This window comes from Kitasatospora sp. NPDC029312 (genome assembly GCF_055569215.1).
In genome coordinates this window covers 32,101-51,368 of sequence record NZ_JBVHXY010000031.1, presented here as the reverse complement: position 1 = coordinate 51,368, position 19,268 = coordinate 32,101, and the positions used below count along the sequence as shown (strand labels likewise).

The 19,268-nt window shown below is 76.4% G+C and carries 21 protein-coding genes and 1 pseudogene; 5 read left to right on the top strand and 17 right to left on the bottom strand.

Going from position 1 to position 19,268, the window contains the following annotated elements; all coding sequences use genetic code 11:
• Window positions 1–259: 259 nt before the first annotated feature.
• Window positions 260–1,837: a hypothetical protein gene (locus ACZ4WV_RS24160; protein ID WP_465750007.1), complete on the bottom strand. Its 1,578-nt coding sequence runs from the start codon at window positions 1,835–1,837 to the stop codon at window positions 260–262.
• 224 nt (window positions 1,838–2,061) lie between these two features.
• Between ACZ4WV_RS24160 and ku the strand changes: the two genes are divergently transcribed.
• Window positions 2,062–3,075 (top strand): non-homologous end joining protein Ku, encoded by a 1,014-nt coding sequence (ku, locus tag ACZ4WV_RS24155; protein ID WP_465750005.1) that lies wholly within the window; start codon window positions 2,062–2,064, stop codon window positions 3,073–3,075.
• Between the two features lie 27 nt (window positions 3,076–3,102).
• On the opposite strand, the gene ACZ4WV_RS24150 is transcribed toward ku, so the two are convergent.
• Together ACZ4WV_RS24150 and ACZ4WV_RS24145 are read right to left on the bottom strand one after the other, a co-directional pair.
• Complete coding sequence (locus ACZ4WV_RS24150; RefSeq protein ID WP_465750003.1) at window positions 3,103–3,741, bottom strand: endonuclease; 639 nt, start codon at window positions 3,739–3,741, stop codon at window positions 3,103–3,105.
• Window positions 3,742–3,770: 29 nt separating this feature from the next.
• Window positions 3,771–4,658 carry a Rieske (2Fe-2S) protein gene (locus ACZ4WV_RS24145; RefSeq protein WP_465750001.1) on the bottom strand — a complete coding sequence of 296 codons (888 nt, stop codon included), beginning with the start codon at window positions 4,656–4,658 and terminating at the stop codon, window positions 3,771–3,773.
• 164 nt (window positions 4,659–4,822) lie between these two features.
• Between ACZ4WV_RS24145 and ACZ4WV_RS24140 the strand changes: the two genes are divergently transcribed.
• Window positions 4,823–5,047, top strand: coding sequence for a DUF6480 family protein (locus tag ACZ4WV_RS24140; RefSeq protein WP_465749999.1), 225 nt, complete (start codon window positions 4,823–4,825; stop codon window positions 5,045–5,047).
• Between the two features lie 38 nt (window positions 5,048–5,085).
• Here ACZ4WV_RS24140 and ACZ4WV_RS24135 read toward each other — a convergent pair whose 3' ends face one another.
• Entirely contained in the window at window positions 5,086–5,340 is a 255-nt protein-coding gene (locus ACZ4WV_RS24135; RefSeq protein WP_465749997.1) for a hypothetical protein, read from the bottom strand.
• Between the two features lie 128 nt (window positions 5,341–5,468).
• Here ACZ4WV_RS24135 and ACZ4WV_RS24130 point away from each other — a divergent pair, with 128 nt between their 5' ends.
• On the top strand, window positions 5,469–5,927 hold the full coding sequence (locus tag ACZ4WV_RS24130; RefSeq protein ID WP_465749995.1) for an SRPBCC family protein: 459 nt from the start codon (window positions 5,469–5,471) through the stop codon (window positions 5,925–5,927).
• 92 nt (window positions 5,928–6,019) lie between these two features.
• Here the strand turns inward: ACZ4WV_RS24130 and ACZ4WV_RS24125 are convergent, their stop codons facing one another.
• Window positions 6,020–6,895, bottom strand: a complete 876-nt coding sequence (locus ACZ4WV_RS24125) for a hypothetical protein (protein ID WP_465749993.1) — start codon at window positions 6,893–6,895, stop codon at window positions 6,020–6,022.
• Window positions 6,896–7,009: 114 nt separating this feature from the next.
• Here ACZ4WV_RS24125 and ACZ4WV_RS24120 point away from each other — a divergent pair, with 114 nt between their 5' ends.
• Window positions 7,010–7,441, top strand: a complete 432-nt coding sequence (locus ACZ4WV_RS24120) for a hypothetical protein (RefSeq protein ID WP_465749991.1) — start codon at window positions 7,010–7,012, stop codon at window positions 7,439–7,441.
• 108 nt (window positions 7,442–7,549) lie between these two features.
• On the opposite strand, the gene ACZ4WV_RS24115 is transcribed toward ACZ4WV_RS24120, so the two are convergent.
• From ACZ4WV_RS24115 to ACZ4WV_RS24105, 3 genes are all read right to left on the bottom strand, one after another.
• The gene (locus tag ACZ4WV_RS24115) at window positions 7,550–7,969 is read right to left on the bottom strand and encodes a CBS domain-containing protein (RefSeq protein ID WP_465749989.1); all 420 of its coding nucleotides are present in this window, start codon (window positions 7,967–7,969) and stop codon (window positions 7,550–7,552) included.
• Window positions 7,970–8,093: 124 nt separating this feature from the next.
• Window positions 8,094–9,050, bottom strand: a complete 957-nt coding sequence (locus tag ACZ4WV_RS24110; RefSeq protein WP_465749987.1) for an NmrA/HSCARG family protein — start codon at window positions 9,048–9,050, stop codon at window positions 8,094–8,096.
• 10 nt (window positions 9,051–9,060) lie between these two features.
• The gene (locus ACZ4WV_RS24105) at window positions 9,061–9,279 is read right to left on the bottom strand and encodes a hypothetical protein (protein ID WP_465749985.1); all 219 of its coding nucleotides are present in this window, start codon (window positions 9,277–9,279) and stop codon (window positions 9,061–9,063) included.
• Window positions 9,280–9,506: 227 nt separating this feature from the next.
• Here ACZ4WV_RS24105 and ACZ4WV_RS24100 point away from each other — a divergent pair, with 227 nt between their 5' ends.
• Complete coding sequence (locus ACZ4WV_RS24100) at window positions 9,507–10,073, top strand: type 1 glutamine amidotransferase domain-containing protein (RefSeq protein ID WP_465749983.1); 567 nt, start codon at window positions 9,507–9,509, stop codon at window positions 10,071–10,073.
• A gap of 58 nt (window positions 10,074–10,131) precedes the next feature.
• Here the strand turns inward: ACZ4WV_RS24100 and ACZ4WV_RS24095 are convergent, their stop codons facing one another.
• The 9 genes and pseudogenes from ACZ4WV_RS24095 to ACZ4WV_RS24055 form a co-directional block, all read right to left on the bottom strand.
• A complete protein-coding gene (locus ACZ4WV_RS24095; RefSeq protein WP_465750100.1) occupies window positions 10,132–11,016 on the bottom strand; it encodes a glycosyltransferase family 2 protein in 885 nt (294 codons plus the stop codon).
• A 531-nt stretch (window positions 11,017–11,547) separates the two neighbouring features.
• A pseudogene (locus tag ACZ4WV_RS24090) lies at window positions 11,548–11,949 on the bottom strand (glycosyltransferase family 2 protein); the annotation flags it as partial.
• 23 nt (window positions 11,950–11,972) lie between these two features.
• Complete coding sequence (locus ACZ4WV_RS24085; protein ID WP_465749981.1) at window positions 11,973–12,947, bottom strand: glycosyltransferase family 9 protein; 975 nt, start codon at window positions 12,945–12,947, stop codon at window positions 11,973–11,975.
• A gap of 101 nt (window positions 12,948–13,048) precedes the next feature.
• Window positions 13,049–14,461 (bottom strand): D-glycero-beta-D-manno-heptose 1-phosphate adenylyltransferase, encoded by a 1,413-nt coding sequence (gene rfaE2 / locus ACZ4WV_RS24080; protein WP_465749979.1) that lies wholly within the window; start codon window positions 14,459–14,461, stop codon window positions 13,049–13,051.
• Entirely contained in the window at window positions 14,458–15,276 is an 819-nt protein-coding gene (locus tag ACZ4WV_RS24075; RefSeq protein ID WP_465749977.1) for a D-sedoheptulose-7-phosphate isomerase, read from the bottom strand. The genes rfaE2 and ACZ4WV_RS24075 overlap by 4 nt, the downstream gene beginning before the upstream one ends.
• Entirely contained in the window at window positions 15,273–16,529 is a 1,257-nt protein-coding gene (locus tag ACZ4WV_RS24070; RefSeq protein ID WP_465749975.1) for a glycosyltransferase, read from the bottom strand. Before ACZ4WV_RS24070 ends, ACZ4WV_RS24075 begins: the two co-directional genes overlap by 4 nt.
• The gene (locus ACZ4WV_RS24065) at window positions 16,526–17,491 is read right to left on the bottom strand and encodes a glycosyltransferase (RefSeq protein WP_465749973.1); all 966 of its coding nucleotides are present in this window, start codon (window positions 17,489–17,491) and stop codon (window positions 16,526–16,528) included. The genes ACZ4WV_RS24070 and ACZ4WV_RS24065 overlap by 4 nt, the downstream gene beginning before the upstream one ends.
• The gene (locus ACZ4WV_RS24060) at window positions 17,488–18,528 is read right to left on the bottom strand and encodes a glycosyltransferase family 9 protein (protein WP_465749971.1); all 1,041 of its coding nucleotides are present in this window, start codon (window positions 18,526–18,528) and stop codon (window positions 17,488–17,490) included. Before ACZ4WV_RS24060 ends, ACZ4WV_RS24065 begins: the two co-directional genes overlap by 4 nt.
• Window positions 18,525–19,157: a D-glycero-alpha-D-manno-heptose-1,7-bisphosphate 7-phosphatase gene (locus tag ACZ4WV_RS24055; RefSeq protein WP_465749969.1), complete on the bottom strand. Its 633-nt coding sequence runs from the start codon at window positions 19,155–19,157 to the stop codon at window positions 18,525–18,527. The genes ACZ4WV_RS24060 and ACZ4WV_RS24055 overlap by 4 nt, the downstream gene beginning before the upstream one ends.
• Window positions 19,158–19,268 lie beyond the last annotated feature (111 nt).

The following is a 19,268-nucleotide window of genomic DNA, read 5'->3' as shown; positions in this document are numbered from 1 at the left end:
AGAGCGGAGAGCCGGGTGATGCGGAGACCTACGCCGTCCTCGGGGAGGACTGACCGGACGGAGACCGGTCGGGCGCAGCTCAGCGGCCTCGGCACCGGCCCCCGGCCCTCGCGCGCCGCCGGTCTGGCGGCCCACCACCGGCCCGGCCGCCGCCGCTCGGGCGCGGGCCACGGCGCCCGCTACCCGGCGCAGGCCGGAGGCCGGGCCGGCTGCTGACAGGGCCGGCTGACCGGAAGTCCTGCCGGTCGTCCTCGGAGCGTCAGCCGCGCGGGGTGAGCAGGATGACCGCCGCCGAGTACGGGGCGAGCGAGTCCGGCGCCGGCCCGTAGCGCACCGTGGGCGCCTCGTCGCCCTGCTGCCAGCCGAGGGTGCGGCTCACGCGGTAGGCGCCGGGCAGTTCGAGGTGGAACGCCTGGGCGTTCTGTGGATCCTTGTTGACCACGACCACCGCCAGGGTGCCGTCGGTCCGCCGGACGGCATGGGCGCCGAACGAAGGACTGTCGGAGCGGGCGGTCAGCAGGTCCCCGCCGCCCTTGAGGGCGGTGGTCAGCAGCTTCATCGTGTGGAACGGCGCGAACGGCGTCCCGGCCGGCGGCTCGCACGGCTGCGGGCCGGACCAGTCGGCCGGGCACTCGCCCGAGGAGAGCAGCCCGAGGTCCCCCCATTCGCCGGTCCCGAAGGGCTGCGGCCCGTTGTAGAGGGCCCACCAGTCGACCTGGGAGACGCCGTTCTCCATCAGCGCCAGGTTGTCCTCCAGCAGGTAGAGCGCGCCCGCCGCGCCCCGCTGGCGCGGGTCGCCCTGGTTGTTGAGGTTGGTCTCGCCGGCGACGATGTCGATCCGGTGCCCGGGCCCCGAGGCCCGGTCGAGGGCGGCGCGCACGGTCGCCATGGCGCGCCCGGTGGACGCCGGGTCCGCGAGCAGGGCGGCCTCGGTGGTGGCTCCGGCGAACCGCGCGTGGTACCAGTGCACATCGACGAAGTCGACCGCCCCGGCCAGCCCCGGGGTGCCGAGCACCGCCTCGTCCCACTCCTTCGCGCGCGCGTCGGGCCCCGGTAGGTCCAGCCGCGCCGGGTCGTACGGGAAGAGCTCGATGCCGACCCGGATGTCCGGGTCGACGGCCTTCATGGCCTTCGCGTACTCGATGCTGTTGCGCGCGTAGGCGGCCGGGGAGCGGTCCGGGTGGGCGTCCGGCTCGCGGACCTCCAGGTCGTGGCCGGGGCCCGGCGGGGTCGGGTCCGCGTTGCCCTGCCAGCCGTTGAGGTAGGTCTCCTCGCCGACCACCCAGTCGCGGACGCCGTAGCCGTGCGTCACGTTCGCGTAGCGCACCCAGTCGGCGGCCTCCTGGGGGCTGCCCGGCTTGGGGTCGGCGGCGGTGCTGGGGTGCTCGCGGGTGTCGGTCGGCCCCGTCCCGTAGTTGACGTGCACGAGCGTGCCGGCCCCGGCGGCCCGCGCCGTCCGGGCGAACCGGTCGAAGCTGAACCGCGGGGCCAAGTTCTCGTAGCCGTAGCCGCCCGGGCCGTTGTACGGGCCGTACGGGTCAGGGCTGAGCCAGCCCCCGTGGTCGAAGTGGTACAGGTCGCCGGGCCCGCCGGCGTTGAACGACAGGGTGGTGATGCCCGCCTCGCGGATCAGTCGCGGAGTGTCACTCCGGGTGAACTGCCCGCTCCAGAACGGCGTGTTGACGCCGACCGCGTCCGCCGGGACGGTGTTGGCGACCCGGCCGTCAATGCTGACGGTCACCGGGGCCGGTGCCGTGGCGGCCCGTGCCGCCGGGGCCACGGCCGGTCCGGCGAGTACCGCGACCGCGGTGGCCAGGACCGCAATCCGTTTCGACATGCTGTTCTCTCCCGCGTCGGAGTGTTCGGGTGATGCACCGTCAGCTTCGCCGAGCCCGGGACCGGCGCGGCAGACCGGTTCGTCACGGATCGGAGGTGACGCCTGTCAGCCCCCGGCCCGTGACCGCCGTCAGACGGCGGTGCTCCCACCCGGCTGCCCGGGTGGTGGATTCGGCCGCCCCTGTCGGGGAATCCGCTGGTAGGGGGCCGTGGAAGGAGACGGCGATGGCCAGACCGGTCTGGACGGGCGTGCTCACCTTCGGCCTGGTGACCGTGCCCGTGGCCCTGTACACCGCGACCGAGGACCACTCGGTCCACTTCCACCAGCTGCAGCGCGGCACCTCCGACCGCGTCCGCAACAAGCGCGTCAACGAGCGCACCGGCAAGGAGGTCCCGTACCAGGAGATCGTCAAGGGCTACGAGCTCAGCGAGGGCGAGTACGTGATCGTCGAACCCGACGAACTGGAGCAGATCTCGCCCGGCCGCTCGCGGACGATCGACATCTCCGGGTTCGTCGACCTCGACCAGGTCGACCCGATCTTCTTCGACCGCACGTACTACCTGGGGCCCCGCTCGCCCGAGTACGCGAAGATCTACGCGCTGCTGGCGAAGTCGCTGGAGCGCTCCAACCGCGCCGGGCTGGCGATGTTCGCGATGCGCGGCAAGGAGTACCTGACCGCCGTCCGGGCCGAGGGCGGGCTGCTGGAGCTGCACACCATGCACTTCGCCGACGAGGTCCGCGACCCGAGGCGGGAGGTCGACGGCCTGCCGGGCCAGGACGTGAAGCTCACCGCGCAGGAACTCCGGACGGCCGAGGAGCTGATCGGCATGCTCCAGATCGACTGGGACCCCGAGGAGTACCGCGACACCTACGCGGAACAGGTCCGCAAGCTCGTCGAGGCCAAGGCGGCGGGCCGGGAGATCGCCGTCTCCGAGGGCCCGCCCGCCGAGGCCACCAACGTCGTCGACCTGATGGACGTGCTGCGGCGCAGCCTGGAGGGCGCAAAGGGAGGCAAGCGCGAGCACGCCCCGGCGGCGGACAAGCGGAAGAAGCCGCGCGGCGCCGCTGAGCCGGAAGCACCGGCGGAGGACCTCGACGCGCTCACCAAGGCGCAGCTGTACCAGCGCGCCACCGAGCTGGACATCGCCCACCGCTCCACGATGAACCGCGACGAACTGCTGGACGCCGTCCGCAAGGCCGGCCGCACCGGCCGCAAGCGCCTGCGCGCGGCCTCCTGAGAGTGGGTGGCCAGGGGGGCCGGGCGGTCAGGCGGCCCGGAGCTCCTCCAGGGCGCCCTTCGACAGACTGGCCCGGACCAGCGCGGCGGCCAACCGGGCGTACTCCTCCGGCGGGATGAGGCGGCCGAGGCCCTCGGGGGTGTGCGGCAGCCCGAGGTCCTTCGCCGCCCGGCACGCCCGGTCGTCGAAGTACGGCCGCAGCCACGGCCACACCACCTGGACCTCCCGGCAGAAGATCTCCGCGCCGACCGGACCGATCCGCGGCACCTCCCGCAGCAGGGCGCGCAGCGCCCCCGGGTCCTCGCCGGCCTCCTCGCCCATTTGGCGCAGATCGCCGTGCCAGCGGTCCAGTACCAGCTGCGCACCCTCACCGAGTGCGGTCGCCGTGCTCTCGTCGTAGCGGACGTAGTGGGCCCGGCCCAGCGCGTCCACGCGCTCCTGCCACCCGGAGTCGGCCATCGCGCGCGGCGTCCGGAAGCCCGCCGCGGACAGCTCGCGGGCCGCGTTGACGGCGGTCTCGGCACTGATCCGGATCGAGCAGAGCACGGTGAGGACCAGCAGTCGGTACAGCGGCGACGGCTTGTCCTGCAGGGTGATCCCGGCCTCCTCGGCATAAGTGCGGCCGTGCTCGGCCAGCAGCCTGGCCGTGATGGTGTCCGTCGACATCGTCTGGTCACCTCCCTGGTGACGCTCGGTCAGCCGGCCCCGGACAGCCGCACCTCCAGGTGCCCGGAGAGCACCCTGGTCTCCAGCACCGGCTGCGGCGCCGTGGCGGGGCCGTGGGCGACCTGGCCGTCCCGCAGCCGGAACTCGCTGCCGTGCCACGGGCAGCGCAGACAGCCGTCGACGACGGTGCCCTCCGACAGCGGACCCGACAGGTGGGCGCAGCGTTCCGCCAGGACGTGGTACTGCTCCCCGTCGCGCACGACCACCACGGCGAGCTCGCCGGCGCTGCGGCGGACGGGCTCGCCCTCCGGGAACTCCTCGACCGGGCCGAGCCCGACCCAGTCCGCCGGGGCCACCCGGGGCACCGCGGCGGCCCGGTCGGGTCCGGCGGCCTGCCGGTAGGACAGGTGGCCGCCGAGCACCCCGCCGACCGAGACGGCGGTCAGCCCGGCCAGGCCGAGCAGCCGGCCGTGGCCGCGGTGACCGCGGCAGCGGGCCAGCAGCGAACCGCCGTACAGCAGCACCCCGGTGGTGTTGGCGAGCGCGTGCACCAGTCCGGTGCGCCGCCGCGGCGGGTCGAGCCGGGCCCAGTCCACCCAGCCCGCCAGGGCGGCCGGAACGGCGGCCGACAGGCCCGCCGCCACCAGGACGCCGGCCGAGCGGCGCCCGCCCGGCAGGAAGTCCAGCAGCGCCGCCGATGACCAGCAGCCGATCGGCAGTTGGACCAGCGCCGGATGGAGGGGGTGGCCCAGCCAGACCCCGTGCAGGGCGTCCCGGTAGGGCCCGAGCGGCAGCGACTCGGCCGCGTCGGCGAGCGGTCCGGCCGGGGTGTCCAGGAACTCCCAGTGCGCCGGTGCGTCCAGGGCGCGGCGCAGCCGCCGGGACCACCGATGGGATTGCAGAGTTGAGGCGTCCATACGGGGGCGGCTAGCCGAACGGCGCCCGGCCAAACCCGCAGGCCGGGATTCCCGGCGCCGGTGGCGTTTCCGGCCGCCCGCCAGGGGCAGCCGCCGGGTGTCGCAGCCGTATCCACCTGGGACGACACAGCCGCATCGCAGCCGCATCCACCTGGGACGACACCATGGCCACACCAGATCCCGATCCCGACCGCACTCCGGCGCTGGACGAACACGGCGCTCTGCCCGGTGGGGACACTCCACCGGCCGAGGGGGGAATCTCAGGCATCTCCCATCCGGAGCCGGTGGAAGTGCGGCGGGCCTGGGGGGCCTGGCCCGCCGTCCTGATCGTGCTGCTGGCGCTGCTGGTGTCCGCGATGCTCGTCGCCATGATCGTCGTGCTGGTCTGACCCACGGGCCGACCGACGGGCCGAGCGACGGGCCGCCGTCACCGGCCGGCCTCGGCGAGCGTCTCCCTGACGGTGACCAGGCACGGGTCGCAGTAGCGGTCCGGCGGCGGCGGGCCGGTGCCGTTGTCCGTCGGGACCACCCGCTGCGAGGGTTCGAGGACCCGCCCGCACAGTGACGCGGTGGCGTCGTCCTTCGCCACGACGTGCCACACCAGTCCGGGCGGCGACACTGCCGGGTCGTGCTCGGCCCACATCTCGTACACGGCGACCTCCGGGTCTCGGGGCTGGGTCATCTCATGCAACCCCGGGACACCGCGAGCGGCCACCGGACCGGACCCGGTGGGATGGTTACACCGGTACGGACGGGGCACACGCGCGGTCGGTCGGGAACGACCCGGCCGCAGCTCCCGAGGAGGCCCGGATGAGCATGGTGAAGGAGTCCGTCGAGGTCGACGTCCCGCTGCACGCCGCCTACAACCAGTGGACGCTGTTCGAGGAGTTTCCGCGGTTCATGGAGGGCGTCGACTCGGTGACTCAGCTGGACGACCGTCACAACCACTGGCGGACCAGCATCGGTGGCGTCAGCCGCGAGTTCGACACCGAGATCGTCGACCAGCTGCCCGACGAGCGGATCGCCTGGCGGACCATGGACGGCGACGTGGACCAGAAGGGCGTCGTCACCTTCGAGCGCCTGGACGACCAGCACACCCGCGTCAACATGGCCATCGACTTCCGGCCCGAGGGCATGGCGGAGAAGGCGGCCGACGCGATGGGCATGGTCGACCGGCGGGTGAAGGGCGACTTGAAGCGGTTCAAGGAGTTCATCGAGCAGCGCGGCCGGGAGGAGGGTGGCTGGCGGGGCCGGATCACCCCCGGCTGATCCCGCCACCCGGCTCGACGTGAGCGGCTCCGGTCCCTGCGGACCGGAGCCGTTCGCGTGTCCACGGGCGGTTCGGCGCCGCGGTGGCCGGTTCAGCGTCGCGGTGGCCGGTCGCCCTCGGCGTCCTCGCCGTCCGCCCCGCCCCCGGTGCCGGCGGTGTCCTCGCCGCCGGTCCTGCCCTCGACGGACTCCGGCGCCTCGATGCCCGGCACGTCCCGCAGGTCCTCGGGCTGCTCCGCCCCGGTGCGGCCGGCTTCCCCGCCGTCCGAGCGGATCCGTACCGCCGCCTCCTCGGCCGACAGGCCCGTGGTATCGCCGGTGGCCTCACCGCGCACGTCGGCGTGCGGGTCCGGGAGGTCGAGCCGACCGGCGGCGTCCTCGGGCAGACCCGCCACCGCCGTCCGCTCGTCGATCTCCGGCTCCTCCTGCGCCAGCCGGGCGTCCAGCGACTCGCCCTCGGCCTGCTCGGCGCCGGTCGTGCCGAAGGACTCGGCGGCCACCGGGGTGTCCCCGGGGACGGCCTCGATCTGGGGGTCCTCCGACCATTCGCGCGCGGGGGAGCCGTCCTGGAGGTCGGGGATGCCCTCGTCCTCCGGCTCGGCCCCCGGGTCGTGACGGCCCCGCTCGGGTTCCGGCAGCGGATCCGAGGGGTCCGGCACCGGTTCGGACGGCTCGGTACCGGTGGTGCGGCTCGCGCCGGCCGGCGGGTCGACGGCGACCGGCTCGCGGCGCGGCGGCCCCGCGTACTCCTCATCGGGCTGGACGCCCGGCACCGGCCCCTCGGCGACCTCCGGCTGCTGCTCCGCGCTCCCGGCGACGTTCGGCGTCCCGCCCTTGCCGATCGGCGACGGCCGGCGCTCGGGGCCCTGCTCCTCCTCCTCTTCGGCGGACCGTGCCCCGGCGGTGTCCGCGGGGCCGATCGCGCCGCCCATGTCGTGCAGCGGCCGTTCCTTCGGCGATCCGTTCATGGTTTCCTCCCTGCCGTGTACGGCCCCGTCGCCCGGGGCCGTCCACGCGCCTACCCGCCCGCCGGCGCTCACACCGGCCGGGTTGGCCCCGTCCGCGCGGGGTAGGCGCGCGGCATGGAGGACATCGGACCACCAGCGGACGGTCCGTCCGCCGACGACACCGACGCGTTCGACCTGTGCGACCAGTGCGGACAGATCGTCGCCACCGCCGACCTGCTCGGCGCCCTGGTGCCGGACTCCTCCGCCCTGCACGCCACCGACTCGGAGCTGGACGGCAAACGGGTGCTCACGGCCTGTTCCGTGGACCACCTGGCCATCCTGGTCGAGCACTACCGGCAACGCCCCTTCGTCCCCGAGGAGCAGTGGGCCGGAAAAGTCTGCCGGGCGCTCGCCGACTGCCACGAACCCGTCCCGCTGAGCGTGGTCGCCCGCCTGAGCGGCCTGTCCGAGCACCAGGCGGAGCAGGGGGTGGAGTGGCACAACGCCCGGGCCCGCGAGTGGCAGGCGCGCTACGGCGGCCCGGCGGACGCCGACGAGGACGAGTGAGGCGGCCGCCGCAACGGCGGGGGCTGCGTGAGGGCGCCGGGAAGACGACGGCAGGACGAACGGACGCCGGCCCCGGACTTACGGTCCGGGGCCGGCGTCCGCGTCGGCTCAGCTGTTGGGATCGGCCACGCTGATGTCCGCCAGCGCGGACCCCGGGTCGCGGTCCAGCGCGAGGTCGCCGAGCGACACCACGCCCACCGCCCGGCCGTCCTCCAGCACGGGCAGGCGCCGCAGCGCGTGCTGACGCATCAGGTCGACGGCGTGCCGGACGTCGTCCTCGGGGGCGACGGTGACCAGCTCGGCACTGCAGACGTCGCCGACGTTCGTGCTGTCCGGGTCCTTGCCCTCGGCGAGCACCCGGACGACCAGGTCGCGGTCGGTCACCAGTCCGCACAGCCGGTCGTCGTCGGCCACCAGGACGTCACCGATGGCGCTGTCACGCATGAACCGCGCCGCGTCCCGGATCGAGCACAGCCGGGGCACGGTGACCGGACCGGCGGTCATGACGTCCCTGATCTTCTGGGTCATGTCTCCTCCACGGCGGTTCGACGGATTCCCTGTCGGGGCGCGCCTGCCCGCCCGGCGCGCCCGGAAACGCACGGTGACGGACGCACCGGGCTGGAGGCACGGTGACGGAGCCCGGCGGAGGAGGTCACCCGTCCACGGCGGCGCGCAGCTCGGCGCGGTGGGCCGTCAGCCAGTCGGCGAAGTCCTGGAGCTGTGGATCGAGCAGCCGGGCGGCGCCCGGATCGCGCGGGGGGAGGAAGGTCCGCTCGCACTCCGCGTAGTACTGGAACATGTTCCCCGCCTCCTCCGCCCCCGGGAAGTCCCCGGCCCGGAAGGCGTCCGGGGTCACCGGCCGGTACGTCACCTGCTCGCCGAGCACCTTCGACATGGCCACCGCCATCTCGATGAGCGTCAGGGCCTCGCCGGCGATGCTCACGGTCGCGCCGATCAGGTCGCCGCCCCGCCGCAGGATGCCCAGCGCGGTGCGCCCGATGTCCTGGACGGCGACGCCCGCCAGTCGGCTCGTCCCCATCGGGAGCGCCAGCCGCAGGCTGCCGTCCTCGCCGCGTTCCGGGCCGAACGGGCCGAGCAGGTTCTCCCAGTAGAACGACGGCCGCAGGTAGGTGGTCGGCAACCCCGCATCGGCGAAGTACTGGTCGGCCTCGGCCTTGGCGTCGAAGTGCGGCACCTTGTAGCGGCCCTGGAGGGTGGGCATCCGGTCGTCGTCGAGCGGGATGCACGCGCGGGTGTCCTCCAGCGTCGACCAGACCGCGTGCCGCACGCCGGCGTGGCCGGCGGCTCGGGCGAGCGCCTCGGCCTGGGCCTTCTCGCGTTCGGCGGACATGTGCTCCCAGAAGTTCGTCACCAGGTACGCGCCGTACGCACCCTCGAACGCCTGCGCCAGGCTCGGCGGGTCGTCCAGGTCGGCCTGGACCACCTCCGCGCCCGCCCGCTCCAGGGCCCGGGCGGCGGGCGACTCCGGGTGCCGGGTGACGGCACGCACGGCGAAGTCACCGGCGGCTTCGGCGAGGATGGCGGCGGCGACGGCGCCGCCCTGGCGGCCGGTCGCGCCGACCACGGTCACGATTCGGGGCTCTGACATGAACGGGTCCTCACGGTGCGGCCGTGTCCGCCGCCGGCGGCTCCGGCTGGTCGTCCGGCTGGTTGTCGGCCTGCCGGCCCGCGGCCGGTGCCTCGGCGACCGACCGACGGGGCCGCGAAAGGGCGCTGCCGTCCATCACGGAGCGGCGGTCGGGCCCGTCCGGCGCGGGCTGCCGGCGGCCGGTGCTCGCGCGCATCGCCACGGCCCAGGACCTTCGTCTGATGCTCACCACGGACTCCGGTGTCTCGGGGCGGGCACCCTCGGCCCGCCGGTACCGCGCGGGTACCCGGATCGGATCCGGCCAATCCGGCATGCCCCCGGGCGAGCCGGGTACCCGCCGACCTCCGGGGCGGGACACCCGTGCCCGGGCGAAGGAAACCGCCGACCGGACGACTCGAGAACGACCGGGAACGGCCGATAGCGACCAAGGAAAATCAGGGAAGACCAGGAGGAGAGATGACCCACCAGACCAAGGTCCTCGCGATCGTGACGAACTACGGCGTCGAACAGGACGAACTCCTCGTACCCCTCAAGCACCTGCGCGACGACGGCGTGCAGGTCGACATCGCCGCCCCCGACCGCGACGACATCCAGACCCTGGTCGGGGACAAGGACCCGGGCGAGACCGTGCGCCCGACCCACACCCTCGGCGAGGTCGATCCCGCCGAGTACGACCTGCTGCTCATCCCCGGCGGCACGATCAACGCCGACACCCTCCGGCTGCGCCAGGAGGCGGTGGCCCTGGTGCTCGCCTTCACCAACTCCGGCCGGCCCGTCGCCGCCATCTGCCACGGCCCCTGGCTGCTGGCCGAGGCGGGCGTCGCGTACGGCAAGCGGCTCACCTCCTACGCCTCGCTGCGCACCGACCTCGCCAACGCCGGCGCGACCTGGACGGACGAGCCCCTGGTCACCGACGACGCGAACGAGTGGCGGCTGATCACCTCCCGCAACCCCGGCGACCTCGAACACTTCCTGAAGGGCATCGACTCCGCCCTGCGAGCCCGGGCCACCGCGGTGGGGTGAGCCGGACCGCCGGCTCCGCCCACCGCCGGCTCAGCCCACCGCGGTGGCGAAGGGGCCGTCAGCCGACGTACCGCCGGGCCCGGGAGGTGCGCTGCGGGCCCTCCAGGGTCCGCAGCGCCCGCTCCACCCTGGGCGGTACGGCCCTGCGCTCGCGGAGGACCCACGGCGTGCCGGCCGCGGCCTCGGCGAAGGCCCGTACGGACACCGCGTCCCGCGGTACCGAACGGGCCAGGAAGAGGGTGCGGCGCGCGGCGCGCCACAGCGGCCGCCGCAGCCAGGTGAACCAGAGGGTGTTGCGGATCCCGTGCTGCCGGCGCAGTGTCGCGTCCCGGGCCGGCGACGGGCGGTGATGCACCGTCAGATCGTCGGCATACAGCAGCCAGTGGCCGGCGGCCGCGAGGTCGGCGGCGAGCAGCTCCTCCTCGCCACCGAGCCACAGCCGGGGCGAGAAGCCGCCGGCGGCGCGGAACAGGTCGGTGCGCAGCACCGTGGCCCCGGCGAGGAAGGAGCCGAGTGCCGGACCGGGGAGCCAGCCCGGCCGGGGTAGGGGGGAGTCGCGCAGCTCCGCGACGATCGGGTCCTCCCGGGGCGGCTGGTCCGGGCGGCCCGGGTCGTGCACCACGATCCGCGCGGTGACCGCCGCCACCGGCGGGTGGGCGTCCAGGAGGCGGACCGCCTCGGCCAGCGAGCCGGGCTCCCACCAGGTGTCGTCGTCGCAGAAGGCGAGGTAGCGGGTCCCGACCTCGCGGGCGGCCAGGTTGCGGGCGCACGCACCCGCGTTGCGCCCGGCGGACAGCAGCCGGGCGCCGCCGGGATGGTCGCGCACCGCCCGTGCGGTGCCGTCGGTGGAGCCGTTGTCGACCACCAGGACGGGCGGCTGCTCGGGCAGGTCCGCCAACCGGTCGAGGGTGTACAGGAGTTCACGGCGGCGGTTGTGGGTGATGACGACGACGGTGACCGGCTGCTCCGGCTGCTCCCCGGCGGGCCGTGGCGGCTCGGACGGGGGCTGGCGGTTCACGGGTGGGCTCTGCGGGGCCGGGACGGGCGGGCGGTCCAGTGCCCGGGCCGCCCGCTCCACCCGCTGCGGAACCGCCCGGCGCCGCAGCAGGGCGGCGGGCAGCCGGGGCAGGGCGGACGCCAGGGCCCGGCGCGCCACCGGCAGGCGCGGGGCGGCGCGCAGCAGCGCGGCGGTGTGGCCGAGCGCCACCGGCCGGGACCGGCGCATCCAGTCGGTGAGCAGGGTGTTGCGCAGCTGCCGGGCTTCCCGCCCTGACCGGCCGTCCGGCGCGGGGTGGTGGTGGGCGACCACCTCGGGGCAGTACGCCAGGCCCCAGCCGTCGGCGGCGAGGTCGAGGGCCAGCAGTTCCTCTTCGCCGCCGAAGTGCAGCAGCCGGTCGAAACCGCCGACGGAGAGGAACGCCGCCCGGCGCACCACGGCCGCGCAGGCCAGGAAACCGAGGACGGACGGGCCGGGCAGGTCGGGCTCCGTGCCGAGCGGGCCGGCGGCCAGTTCCGCGTTGATCGGGTCCGGTCGACCGGCCGGGCCGACCAGGGTGGCTCCGGTGAGCAGGGCCAGCCGGGGGTGCCGGTCGAACAGGCGGGTGGCGGTGGCGAGGGCGCCGGGTGCCCACCAGGAGTCGTCGTCGCTGAACGCGAGGTACCGGGTGGGCAGCGCGGCGGCTCCGACGTTCCGGGCGGCCGCGCCGAGGTTGCGGCGCAGGGCGATGACCCGGACATCGGGGTGGCGCTCCCGCACGGCCCGTGCGGTGCCGTCGGTGGAGCCGTTGTCGACGACCAGGACGGGCGGGTGCTCGGGCAGCGCCGCGAGGTGTTCCAGGCTGGCGAGCAGCCTCGCCCGGCGGTTGCGGGTGATCACGACCACGCCGACGGCGGGAGAGGTCACGGCGGTGCTCCGGGGGAGTGGTGGGACGCGGGGCGGGGCGGGAGCGCGACCAGGGCGTCCAGGACTTCCTGCGGGGTGATCCGCAGGAGTCGGGCGTCCGGCCGGTCGGCGTGCGGGTCGCCGGGGCGCAGCCCGTCCGCCGGGCCCGGGTGCCAGAGCGCCCGGTGCGCCCGGGAGACCGGGGGACCCCACAGCGCCGGCGACAGCGGTCCGAAGAGGGTGACGGACGGGGTGCCGAGGGCGGTGGCCAGGTGCGCCGGGCCGGTGTCCCCCGAGACGACGGCCCGGGCGCCGGCGAGCACGGCCGCCAGTTCGGGGAAGGACAGCCGGCCGCCGAGGACGGTGGAGGGCGGCAGCCCGGCCAGTTCGGCGACGGCCCGGGCGAGGAGGAGTTCCGCCGGGCCGCAGGTCAGCACCACCGGCTGCCCGTGGGTGTGGAGGGCCCGGGCGACCGCCGCGAAGCGTTCGGGCGGCCAGCGGCGGGAGCCGTGGTCCGCGCCGGGGTGGAGCACGACGGCGCCCGGGGCCGGGCTGGGCCGGTCCGGCACCGGCACGCGCAGGTCGTCCGGATCGGTGGCGATGCCGTACCAGTCCAGCAGCCGGCACCAGCGCGCGCGCTCGCCGTCGTCCGACTGCCAGGCCGGGCCCGCCACCCCGGGACGGCTGGGATGGCTGAAGGCGATCAGGCGGCCCGGCCGCAGCTCGGTGAGCACCCGCAGACTGGGCGGCCCGTTGCCGTGCAGGTCGACGGCGAGGTCGGGCGGCGGACCGGCCCAGTCGAGGACGTCCGGGACGGCCCGGTCCGGACCGCCGGCGGGCAGCAGCTCGTCCACCGCGCCGATCGCGCCGACCGCGTCGGCGAGGGCGGCGGGCGCGGCCAGCACCAACCGGTGGCCGGGCAGGTGCCGCCGCAGCGCCCGCAGCGCGGGAACGGCGGTCAGCAGATCGCCGAGGCCCAACGCGCGCAGCACCAGGACGCTGGGGCCCGTCGGACCCCCGGCTGCGGGCGTCCGGGGACGCACCCCGGGGCCGGGCCGTCGGGTCGGGGCTCCGAGCCCGCCGGGCCGACCGGTCACGGCTTCGCTCCCACGGAGCCGTCCGCGACGACGGCGGCCGCCCGGGCCGCGCGCCCGGCCAGGGCGGTCGTGGAGTGGCCCGCGACGTACGGCAGCACCACCGCCTGGCCGCCCCAGTCGCGCAGCACCGTCGCCTCGGGGAGGGTGTCGACCGTGTAGTCGCCGCCCTTGACCCAGACGTGCGGCCGCAGCCCGGCCAGCAGCTCCTGCGGGCCGTCCTCGTCGAAGACCACGACCGCGTCCACGCAGCTCAGCCCGGCGAGGACCCGGGCCCGGTCGGCGGCGGGGTTGATGGGGCGTCCGCGCCCCTTGAGCCGCCGCACGGAGGCGTCGGAGTTCAGGCAGACGATCAGGCAGTCGCCGAGCCGCCGGGCGGCCTCCAGCAGGGACACGTGTCCGGTGTGCAGCAGGTCGAAGCAGCCGCCGGTCGCCACCACCGTGCCGCCGCGGGCGCGGACGGCGTCGGCGAGCGCCCGGGCGTCCCGGTGGGGCCCCGGCTCCGGCGCCTGGGTGTCCGACCAGACCGTGGGATCGCTCGCGCCGCCCCGGGCGACGAAGTCGGCGGCGGCGAGGACCGCGCGCCCGGCGGCCTCCTCGGGCAGCGCGCCCGCGGCGAGGGCGGCGGCGGCCACGGCGGCGAAGCAGTCGCCGGCGCCGCACGGGTCGCCGTGCGCGGTGAACGGGGCGGGCAGCACCAGCGGGTTCTCGGTGCCCCGGCTGAGCACCGCGCCCCGGGCGCCGAGGGTCACCGCGACGGCGGCCGCCTGCCAGCGCCGGGCCAGGAGGGAGGCGCGCAGCAGATCACCGGCGAGCGCCCCCGCGGGGCCGGGCGGGTCGGCCCGGCGGATGACCCGGCGCGCTTCGTCCCCGTTGGGGGTGGCGAGCCGGACGCCGCGCACGGGCGGGCCGCCGCGCGGGTGCGGGTCCCAGACGACCGGCACCCGGCGGGCCGCCTCGGCGAGCAGGGGGCGCAGGGCCCGGGCGGTGCCGTTGCCGTAGTCGGCGACCAGCACCGCGCCGGCCTCCCGGATGGCCCGGCGCACCTGCGGGCCTGCGGTCCCGGGCGTTCCGCCGCCGCGGTCGAACCGGACCAGTGGGCGTCCGCCGGCCCGGACCCGGGTCTTGACCGGCAGTTCGCCGACGAGGGGCAGCTCGGCGAGGCCGACCCGGGGCGCCAGCGCGGCCCGGACGGTCTCGGCCGCGGCGCTCTCGCCGAGCGCGGTGACCAGCAGCACCTCCGCTCCGGCCCGGTCGGCGAGGCGGGCGGCGAGCCCCGCACCACCGGGCCGGGCGTGTTCGGCGGTCACGTCGACCACCGGCGCGGGGGCGTCGGGCGTCAGCCGGCCGGCGTCGCCGTCGATGTCACGGTCCAGGAGGGCGTCGCCCACCACCACGAGGGGCCCGTTCATGCCGTCCTCCTTTCGGCGGACGCCGGGACCGGGGCCGTAGCGGTAGCCGAAGCCGGGGCCGCGAGCCGCCGCACGCCGTCCACCCGAGCGGCGCCGTCCGAGCGTGCCAGGGCGGCGTCGAAGGCCTCGCAGATCAGGTGCAGCGCGACCAGGTGGACCTCCTGGACGGTGGCGGTGCGGGTCGCCCGGACGGCCAGGACGTCGTCGGCCAGGTCGGCCAGCGGGTTGGGCGGCGGGCCGGTGAGGGCGAGGACGCGCAGGCCGGCGGCGTGGGCGGCCTCGGCGGCGGCGAGCACGTTCGGGCTGCGGCCGGAGGTCGACATCAGCATCAGCACGTCACCGGGGCGGCCGTGGGCGGTGACCTGGCGGGCGTACACGTCCGCGAAGCCGTAGTCGTTGCCGATCGCGGTCAGGCTGGAGGTGTCGGCGTGCAGGGCGATGGCCGAGAAGGGCGGGCGCTCCTCGCAGTAGCGGCCGACGAGTTCGGCCGAGAGGTGCTGGGCCTGGGCGGCGCTGCCGCCGTTCCCGGCGACGAGCAGCCGGCCGCCGCGGGGCAGCAGCTCGGCGAGGTCCCGCCCCCAGCGGGTGAGCGCGGCGAGTCCGTCGGAGCGCAGCCGGACCAGGGCGTTCTCCAGCGACAGGCAGTGCCGGGCGGCGCGGGCGCGGTCGGCGGCGGCGTCGGCCGGGTCGGGCGCGGGCCCGCCCGCGTGCGGGGCGGTGCCGTTCAGCCGATCGCTGCCGTTCAGCGGGTCGGCGCCCTGCCGGGGGTCGCTCAGCGGGTCACGCAAGGGGTCACTGCCGTTCAGCGGGTTCATCGGAGTGCTCCTTCCACGGAGTGGACGGACCGGTCGGGCCCGGACCGGTCCAGGAGTTCGCGGTAGACCAGCTCGGTCGCGGTGGCGATCCGGTCCCACCCGAAGTGGTCCAGGGCCCGCTTGCGCCCGGCCCGCCCGTAGGCGGCCCGCAGGCCGGGCCGGGCGAGCAGGTGGGCGCAGGCCTCGGCGAGCTCGGCGGGCCGGTCCGGCGGGACGAGTCGCCCGGTGCGGTGGTCGAGGACGGTGTCGAGCTGGCCGCCCACGGCGGTGGCCACGACCGGGACGCCGCAGGCCATGGCCTCTAGCGGGACGATGCCGAAGGGCTCGTACCGCGCCGGGCACAGGACGAGGTCGGCGCTGCGGATGAGCGCGGGCATGTCGCTCGGGGCGACCCCGCCGAGCAGCCACACCCGCTCGCCGACGCCGAGCGCCCGGGCGAGGTCGCGCAGCCGTTTGGCCTCCGGGTCGTGCGGCAGCTCCCAGGCCGGCGGTCCGCCGGCGAGCAGCAGCTCGGCGTCCGGCAGGGCGGCCAGGGCGCGGATCGCGGTGTCGGCCCCCTTGCGCGGGACGAGGCGGCCGATCTGCAGCAGCCGCGGCCGGCCGGAGCGGTCGGCGGTCGGCCCGTCCGGGCTGAAACGGCGGGTGTCGACCCCGCAGGGCACGATCCGGGACCGGCCCGGGTCGATGCCCATCGCCTGGAGTTCGCCCACCTCGTCCCGGCAGGTCGCCACGATCCGGGCGGCGCCGAGGCCGACGGTCGTCTCGATGGCGATCCGGCTGGGCGGGCTCGTGTCGGCGGTGCCCTGGTGGCGGCGCTTGACGGTGCCGAGCGCGTGGTAGGTGTGCACCACCGGCGGGCCGCCGTCGGCGCCCCCGTCGCACACCGCGGCGCCGAGCAGGGCGGCCAGGCCGGACATCCAGAAGTGTGAGTGGACGACGTCGGGGCGCTCCGCGTTCCAGTGCTCGCCGAGCCGGTCGGCGAACGCCGGCATGTAGGGCAGCAGGTGGTCCTTGGGCAGGGGGCGGGGCGGCCCGGCCGGCACGTGGTGCACCACGACGCCGGGGCCGAAGGGGACCAGCGGGTCCAGGTCCGGGTCGTCGCGGCGGGTGTGCACCGTGACGCGGTGACCGCGCCGGGCGAGGCCGGCGGCGAGCGCGGCGACGTGGACGTTCTGTCCGCCCGCGTCGACGCCACCGAGTACCGCCAGTGGGCTGGCGTGCTCGGAGACCAGTGAGATCCGCAGGCTTCTCATGAGCCCGTCACCTCCTCGATCAGTCGGTCCCAGTCGGTGAGGAACCGGTGGAGTCCGTAGCGCCGCAGCGCCGCCCGCCGGGCGAGGGCGCCGTCCCGGGCCGCGGCCTCGGGTTCGGCGACGTAGTGCCGTGCGGCCCGGGCGAGCTCCTCGGGCCGGGTGGAGATCACCCCCGCGCCCTCCGGGACCGCCGCGACCGCCTCCGTGGTGGCCAGGGCCACCACCGGCAGGCCGAGGTGCATCGCCTCCAGCAGGGACAGGCCCAGGGAGGTCCAGCGCACCGGGTGCAGGTAGAGGCGGCGGCGGGCGAGTTCGTCGTGCAGACGGGCCTGCGGCAGGTCGGCGGTGCGGCACCGGCTGGGGGGCAGGCCGAGGTGCTCGGCCAGGCCTTCCGTCCGCATGCCGAACACGTCCAGTGGCGCCGCCCCGGCCAGCTCGGGGAGCAGGTCGGTGCCGGTGGTCCGGCCGCGCCGCACCGGCTCGTTGACGACCACGGCGGCGCGCGGGAGTTCGCCGGTGTAGCGGTGCCCCGGGTCGACGATGCCGTGCTCGATGACCCGGGTGGGCGTGCGTCCGTTGTCCCAGAACAGCCGGTTGAAATGGGTCACGTGGACGAGCGTCAGGTCCGGACGGTCCGCCATCGGGTGCCGGGCGTCGGGGACGGGGCCGGGTGGGGCGTTGTGCTCCAGGTAGACGGCCGGCACGTCCCGCCCCGGTCGCCGGCCCAGCCAGCGCCGGACGAGGTCCTCCTCGTGCGGGCGCTGGAGGACCACCAGGTCCACCGGGGTCTCCCGGAGCCGACGGGGGCTCAGTTCGTGCACGCTCCCGGGCCAGTCGTAGGTCAGGGCGCGGCCCCGGCCGTCGGGCCCGCGGTCGGGCAGGACGGGGACCAGATAGGTGTGCGGGCCCTGGACGAACGCGGTGGTCCAGGAGCCGTGCACGTGCCAGAGCAGGATGTTCACGGGATCACCGCCCGGAGGTCGGGGTGGGCGCGGGGCGATTCGGCGAGCAGCCGGTCGACGGCCGCCGCGATGTCGGCGCCGGTCAGGCCGGACAGGCAGGGGTGTCCCGGGACGGGGCAGACCCGGGCCCGGGTGTCGGCGCACGGCGCGTCCTGGCGGCCGAGCAGGACGGACGGCACCCCGTACGGGCGCCAGCGCCAGGCGGGCACCACCGGGGCGAACAGCGAGACCACCGGGGTGCCGACGGCGGCCGCCAGGTGCGCCGGGCCGGTGTTGCCCGCCACCACGGCGTCCGCGCCGGCCAGCACTCCGGCCAGCCCGGGCAGGTCGGTGGCCCCGCCGAGGTCGGTGCCGTGGCGCCCGCTCACCGCCGCGGTCAGCGCCCGCTCGCCGGGGTGGCCGGTGACCACGACCCGCCGCCCGGAGCGCGCCAGCGCCTCGACGGCCTCGGCGGCGAGCGCGGTGCCCGGGGCGCGGGCCGGTGCGGCGGAGCCCGGGTGGACCACCACGTACGGTCCGGGGCCGGTCAGGTGGCGGGCGTCGGGCGGCGGCACGGTGCGCAGGGCGCCGTCGTCCCCGGCCGGGAGGCGGAAGCCCGCCGCCACGGCCAGGTCGAGGGCGGCCTCGGCCTCGTGCCGCCCGGGTGCCCGGCGGTGCCGCAGGTCCAGCAGCGAGCCGGGGTAGTCCGTGCTGTCCGCCGCGATCCAGGGCACGCCGGCCAGGCGCAGCACGAGGGCGGTCGGCAGCGGGCTCTGGTGGAAGGAGGTGAGGATCAGGGCCCGGGAGGGGCGGTGCCGGGCGATGGCGGTGACGGCCCGCAGGACGTCCGCCCGGCGGACGGGGGGCGCCGGCACGCTCACCCACGGGGCGTCCCACACCAGCACCTCCTCCACGCCCGGCAGCAGCCGGGCGGCGGGCGCGCCCTGCGGGCCGCACAGCATGACCACCGGGTCCGGGCCGGCGGCCGCGGCCCGCACGGCCGGCCCCGCGAGCAGGACGTCACCGAGACTGTCGAGCCGGACCACCAGGGTGCTCACCGGTGCCCCCCGGGGCCGTCCGCCTCGGAGAGCACCAGATCCACGGCCGAGGGCAGGTCGGGGGCGGTGCGCCCGGCGCGGGCGACCTCCGGGGCGAGGGTGGCCGCCGTCGGGACGAGTACCGAGCCGGCCCCGGCCGCGCGGGCCGCCGCGACGTCGGCGCCGATGTCGCCGATCACCACGGCCCGGTGCGGGGGGACGCCCAGCGCGGCGCAGGCGGCGAACACCAGCCCGGGCGCGGGCTTGCGGCAGTCGCAGCCGTCGTCCGGCCCGTGCGGGCAGACCGCCCACACGTCGAACGGCCCGAGCAGCTGCTCGATCCGCTCGCGGACCAGGGCCACCGCCTGACGGGTCAGCAGCCCCCGGGCCACCCCGGACTGGTTGCTGACCACGCCGACCGGCACGCCGCGGGCCCGCAGCCGGTCGAGCGCCAGGGCGGCCCCCGGCATCGGCCGGACGAGGGACGGATCGCCGTTGTACGGCACGTCCTCCACCAGGGTGCCGTCCCGGTCGAAGAGCACCGCGGCGGGCCGCCGCACGGCGGCCGGGCCGCGCCGGCCCGGTCCGGGCCGGAACAGCCACGGGGCCGGTGGTGCGGAGGTGCCGCGTTCACGGGAGAGGTTCGACATGCCCGGGCGGGTGTCCGGGGCCGCCGGAACCAAACGTCGGCCCGGCGGCTCTCCCCGTCCTGGTGACGCACCGTGAGCAGGGCTGGGATGCCCGGGTACGGGCCGGCGGGC